Origin of the sequence: Clostridium thermopalmarium DSM 5974 (assembly GCF_002995795.1) — a bacterium.
Classification (GTDB): domain Bacteria; phylum Bacillota; class Clostridia; order Clostridiales; family Clostridiaceae; genus Clostridium_H; species Clostridium_H thermopalmarium.
In genome coordinates, this window is the sequence record NZ_PVXN01000018.1 from 41342 (window position 1) to 47341 (window position 6000).

7 protein-coding genes are annotated in these 6000 nt (G+C 28.5%); 3 read left to right on the forward strand and 4 right to left on the reverse strand.

Features of this window, described 5'->3' with window-relative positions:
• Positions 1-193 precede the first annotated feature (193 nt).
• Positions 194-622: a CBS domain-containing protein gene (locus tag CPAL_RS04555; RefSeq protein WP_106024169.1), complete on the reverse strand. Its 429-nt coding sequence runs from the start codon at positions 620-622 to the stop codon at positions 194-196.
• A gap of 179 nt (positions 623-801) precedes the next feature.
• Here CPAL_RS04555 and pssA point away from each other — a divergent pair, with 179 nt between their 5' ends.
• On the forward strand, positions 802-1314 hold the full coding sequence (pssA, locus tag CPAL_RS04560; RefSeq protein WP_106024174.1) for a CDP-diacylglycerol--serine O-phosphatidyltransferase: 513 nt from the start codon (positions 802-804) through the stop codon (positions 1312-1314).
• Positions 1315-1329: 15 nt separating this feature from the next.
• Here pssA and CPAL_RS04565 read toward each other — a convergent pair whose 3' ends face one another.
• The 3 genes from CPAL_RS04565 to CPAL_RS04575 form a co-directional block, all read right to left on the reverse strand.
• On the reverse strand, positions 1330-1659 hold the full coding sequence (locus tag CPAL_RS04565; RefSeq protein ID WP_106024170.1) for a hypothetical protein: 330 nt from the start codon (positions 1657-1659) through the stop codon (positions 1330-1332).
• Positions 1660-1712: 53 nt separating this feature from the next.
• Positions 1713-2762 carry a calcium/proton exchanger gene (cax, locus tag CPAL_RS04570; RefSeq protein WP_061858102.1) on the reverse strand — a complete coding sequence of 350 codons (1050 nt, stop codon included), beginning with the start codon at positions 2760-2762 and terminating at the stop codon, positions 1713-1715.
• Between the two features lie 148 nt (positions 2763-2910).
• Complete coding sequence (locus CPAL_RS04575; protein WP_106024171.1) at positions 2911-4569, reverse strand: AAA family ATPase; 1659 nt, start codon at positions 4567-4569, stop codon at positions 2911-2913.
• Between the two features lie 197 nt (positions 4570-4766).
• Here CPAL_RS04575 and CPAL_RS04580 point away from each other — a divergent pair, with 197 nt between their 5' ends.
• Together CPAL_RS04580 and CPAL_RS04585 are read left to right on the forward strand one after the other, a co-directional pair.
• Complete coding sequence (locus CPAL_RS04580; protein WP_106024172.1) at positions 4767-5441, forward strand: DUF421 domain-containing protein; 675 nt, start codon at positions 4767-4769, stop codon at positions 5439-5441.
• A 24-nt stretch (positions 5442-5465) separates the two neighbouring features.
• Positions 5466-5846: a DUF4363 family protein gene (locus CPAL_RS04585; RefSeq protein WP_106024173.1), complete on the forward strand. Its 381-nt coding sequence runs from the start codon at positions 5466-5468 to the stop codon at positions 5844-5846.
• The last annotated feature ends 154 nt before the right edge of the window (positions 5847-6000 follow it).

Here is a 6000-nt window from a genome sequence, read left to right on the forward strand (position 1 = left end):
TAATTTTTATATTATATATTATAGCCTTAATTATGAATATAAAAAAGCCTATGATGAAAATTCATAGGCTTTTAGGAAAAATTTATAACTACAGTTTAAATTTTGTATAAACAAAGCAATGAATAAGTGAAGTTATTTTCTTACTTTGAATTAATATATTGTCATTAAATTATAATAAATTTAGTGTATATTCTTATATTTGTGGACTAGCTGGGGTTGAAATGCTACTTAATGCGCTTTCAGCTTCATTTGCAAACTGTGGTTCAACTGCTAAGTCCCCTAGTGCAACTATTCCCACAACCTTATCATTTTCTACAATTGGAAGCCTTCTTATTTGTCTTTCGCTCATTATTCTGGCAGCTTCATGAACATCCATATTTGGTGTTCCTGTAACCGGATTAGAAGTCATTATATCTTTTACTTTTTGCTGCCTAGCATTTTCTCCTTCAGCACAAGATCTCAAAGCAATATCTCTATCTGTAATTACTCCAACCACCTTTTCTCCTCTACAAACCGGTATAGAACCTACATTGTATTCTTTCATCATTTGAGCTGCTCGTTCTACTGTATCTTCTGCATTTATAGTTGCTACGGTTTTTGTCATTATATTTTTTATTTCCATGAAAAACACCTCCCAAGCTTATTCTTAACCAAAACTCCTCTTAATATGTTTATATTAAGTTTTTATAAAAAAAATTTTTTCCTACTTAAATATTTGTCCAAAATAATATATAATTATAATAAACATTAATTTTTATTTGTATTTAATTTCAGGCAATAATTTTTAGGAGTGATATTATGATGACCAGAAGTGCATTACCAAATGCCTTTACTTTAGGAAATCTGGCATGTGGTCTTATATCTTTAATAATGACATTTAAAGGAGACTATAGAACGGCTTGTATATTTATCCTATTAGCAGGTGTTATGGATAGATATGATGGAAGAATTGCTAGATTTTTAGATGCAGCCAGCGATATAGGAAAAGAGCTTGATTCTCTTGCTGATTTAGTTTCCTTTGGCGTTGCACCTTCAATTTTAGTTTTCAACTTATATGATCTTATGAGTCTAGGATTAGTAGGATATTTATTAGTTTTGATTTTCCCTTTATCTGGTGCCTATAGATTAGCGAGATATAATTGTACTGAATTTGACGGAGCCTTTGTGGGAGTTCCTATAACTGTAGCTGGAATGTTGCTTTCCTTATACTCATTTATAACAATGAGTAATGCTTCTAATGTATTTTTAACAGGTATGTTAATGGTTTTACTTTCTTATCTTATGGTAAGTAGATTGAGAATAAAAAAAGTGTGAAAGCTCACACTTTTTTTATTCTTTAAAACTTAAATCTTCCTCAATTTCTGTATATATATATCCTTCATTAAGTTTTCCTTTTATTATCTCAGATTTTAGTTCACAATAATCTAAATATCCATTGCTAGACTTTTCTAACATGTCTATAATTTCATCTATTATATCTCCAAGTTTATCTGCTCTTTTTAAAGCATCCCTTACATCACTTTTCCTTGATAAAGCTATTTTATTCAATTCATCTGCTCCGCCAATCAACAATCTGTACGAATTTACCAGTTTGCCCAATAAGTCTGCTAGATTATTAATATCTGTATAGTATGTGTGTATAACTTTCCTGCTCCCCACTTAATCACCTTATGAATTGATATCATAATAATTATATTAATTAAAACATCAATTCATGCTAAGTAATAGTATCCCATAGTAATCATTGTATATATAGCAAGTAAAATAGCACCTTCAAACCAATAGGTTCTACCATCTTGGAATACAAAGTATGACATAGCTATAGCTATAGCACTCATCATAATCTGAAAATGACTAAAGACAAAGTTCATTTGAACTCCCATAAAGTATGAAAAAATTATTAAAATAGGAGTTACAAATAGTGAAATTTGTATACTTGAGCCAATAGCTATTTCTAAGCTCATATTTATTTTATTTTTCGCGGCGCAGATTATAGCTGAAACATTCTCTCCCATGTTTCCTAATATAGGTATGAGTATTATTCCTATAAATTGCTGAGATAAACTATACTTATTTACTAACTCATTTATACTAAAAGTAAGTTTTTCACTAATTATAAATAGTAATATTGATTCCAATATTATTTTAATTACTATTATATTTTTTCTCTTTTTATCTCTTTTATTCCCTTTCTCCTCTATTCCTTCGCTTATTACAAAAAGATTGTTGTGGGTATAAAGAGAAAATATAAGCCCTAATATATATACTCCTATTAAAACAATTGATACCTTTATGCTTATTGTAAACATTATTTTTCCAGATAAATTGCTATAACTGTCTATAGATGCCATAACCAACATAGCAGACATAGCTAAAAGGAGCATATTAAAGTTTGTTCTTGCTACTATTTTGTTAAATCTCTGTTCCTTATGCTTAATGCCTCCACAAAATATAGATATACCAAGAACTAAAAGCATATTACTTATTATAGAACCTACAAGAGCAGATTTAACCATAGGAACCATTCCAAAGCTTATAGACCATATTCCCATCATAAGCTCTGGAAAATTTCCAATGGTAGCAGCTAAAAGCCCTCCTCTTTTCTCTCCTATATATTGAGACATTACTGAGGTAAGATCCCCAAGCAATATTGCAACTGGAATTATTGCCACAGAATAAATTATTGTATTTGCTAAAACAAAAGGGGTATTAATAAAAATTGCTATTATAGATATTAATGTAAATATATACTTTTTCGTCACTTAATCCCTCACTCTGTATCTATTGCTATCTTCTTTTAGTGTATGGACTAGTGATAAATGAGGTTACACTTTTTGTGGTATTATATACATACCAACCGTAATAAGTTCTTTAAATTTATAAATGAGGATATTCTAGCATAAAATATTTCTAGTATTTATAAAAACAGCTTCCACCTATAAACTCTCTAAGTATAGAATTATCTGGAATTAAGTCATCATCTACATCCTTGAAAAAATGTAAGAAACTTTTTAATCTCATTGCTTCATAATAAACAGGACTATCCTTAGAAATCTTTGAAAGCTGAGGTTCAGCATGTTTTTTCAAAACACATAATTCGTATATTAAACTTGAGTTAAACATAACATCTGCTTCCTCTTGGAATACAAATATATTTTTCTCTTCTCCCCGTCTTATAGAAGGCCACATTTTTAAAGTATCTTCTGCATTATAACCTCTTGATAAATAGTCTCTTACTATTCTTCTTACTATTCTAACATCAGTTGTAGCTATTCTATTATGATTATCTAAATTCAATTGTGTTAGTGCACTTATATATATTTTAAATTTGTTCTCCTTTGGTATTGAAGAAGTTAAAATTTCATTTAATCCATGTATTCCTTCAATTAGAATTACACCATTCTTAGGAAGTTTTAAAGGTTTTTCATGCCATTTTCTGCTGCCTGTTATAAAATCAAATTGAGGAACAACTACCTCTTTTCCCTCTAGTAAATCATTGAGATTTTTATTAAATAATTCTAAATCTAAGGCATAAATAGATTCAAAATCATAGTTTCCGTCTTCATCTTTAGGAGTATTTTCTCTATCCACAAAATAATCATCTAAAGATATTTGAACTGGTATCATGCCGTTAACTTTTAACTGTATAGCTAATCTCCTTGTAAATGTAGTCTTTCCTGAAGAAGACGGTCCAGCTATTAATACAATTTTCACATTTTTTCTGCTGTGTATCATATCTGCAATATAAGCTGCTTTCTTTTCATGCAGTGCTTCTGCTATCCTAATAATATCAACTATTTCACCATTTACTACCTTATCATTTAATGCTCCAACATCAGCTATATCAAGTATTCTTCCCCATTGCTCTGCTTCATAAAATATCTTAGCTAATTTCTTATGATCTTCAAATTTTTGAAGCATACTTGGATTATCTTCTGAAGGCAGCATAAGAATAAATCCTGGAGCATAATACATTATATCAAATACCTTAAGTGTTCCTGTTGAAAATGCCATAGGTCCATAAAAGTAATCATACATTCCTTCAAGCTCATAAAGAGTTACTTCATTCACATTTGTATGTTGCAATATTCTCAATTTATCATCCATATTAGATTTTTTAAAAATTTCAACAGCTTTTTCTTTGCTTACAATTACTTTGTTAATTCTCATATCTTGGTCTATTATTTCCTGCATTCTCTTTTTTATATTTACTATATCTTCCTCATTAAGAGGGGTTTCCTTGTATATCTCTCCAAACAATCCTTTACTCAAAGAATGTTCTATAGTAACTTTAGCGTCAGGGTATAAATCATGTACAGCTTTTATAAGCACAAATTTTAAACTTCTCTTATATGCAAGAATAGATATCTTTTCCCTTAAATCAACAGGCTCAAAATATCCATCTTCTTCAGGCTCATAAGAAAGCTCATATACTTTCCCATTAAATTTTCCTAATACGTAGGGTCTGTTATTTTCTATTCTATACTGTTTTGCAATTTCATATAAAGTTGTCCCTTTATCAACACTTAAACTTTTTCCACCCCTTAGGATAATATTTAATTTGCTCATACCACATTCCTCCATTTGCATATTGTTTTTCTTTATCTTCGTTTATTTTTGGCCTATATTTATGATTGATTATTATTTATATAAGTATGGTCACTTATACTACTATTATATACCTGCAGCATATATATGAGTTACTTACTATATATTATAATTTTTTAATATTAGGTAAAAATATTATTCTGAAAGGGGAATGATTTATGTTCATAGTACTAATAAGAACTATAATACTTTATTCTTTAGTAGTATTAACCATGCGTTTAATGGGTAAAAGGCAGATTGGAGAATTGGAACCTTTTGAACTTGTAATCGCAATTATGATATCTGATTTAGCTTCATTTCCTATGCAAGATATAAGAATTCCTCTTATACATGGAATAATTCCTATATTAACTTTACTAATGATTCAAACTATAATAACTCTCATAGAACTCAAAAGTGAAAAAGCTGCAGAAATATTAACAGGCAAACCAAGCATTTTAATAAAGCAAGGTAAAATAGATATAAAAGAACTACGAAATCAAAAATTGAGTTTTAATGATTTAATAGAAGAATTGAGGCTCAATGGCTATTATAATATTTCAGATGTTGAATATGCTATTTTAGAAACCAGCGGACAGTTATCTATAATGCCTAAGACAAATATTTCTCCTGCAACAAAAGAAGATTTAAAAATAAATTCTCCACAAGAGAAACTTCCTGTAACCTTGATTTTAGATGGAAAAATAAATAAATCAAATTTAAAACTTATAAACAAAACAGAAGAATGGCTTTATAATCAATTAAAGATTAATAATATATCCTCTGTAAAAGAAGTTTTTATAGCCACTATAGATTCTAAAGGTAAATTTTTTTATCAACTTAAAGATAAATAAGAAGAAACATAGGGAGGATTCACTGTGAAAAACACAATAGCTTCATTTTCATTATTCACACTATTGATAGTACTTATGATATTTTCAACAAAATATGTTGAAAATAAATCTGAATATTATTCAAATAAAGCAAATATTTTAGAGTCAATTATAGTAAATGAATCCTGGAAAGAAGCATATAATAATTCTATGAACTTTTTAGAGGAATGGAAAAAGGATTCAAATATAATTCCAGCTTTTATTAACCATTCCCATATCGAAACCATAAGTAACGATATTTTAAAACTAACCCAATATATTAAAAATGAAGACAAAGTAGATTGCCTTGCAACAATTCATGAAGTAAAATTTTTATTAGAGGAAATGGTTAATTCAGAAAAGGTTACTCTACCTAATGTTTTTTAAATTTAATTTTAAATTTTTATAATATCTCAGAAGTTTCGCAGATTAAAAAATAAATAGGGCGTAGCCCCTTGATATGTAATGGTTTAGATGAATAATAATTGAAATATGTAAATTCCGATTTTTACTGGAAAAAATTTAGGGTTTAAAAATGAAA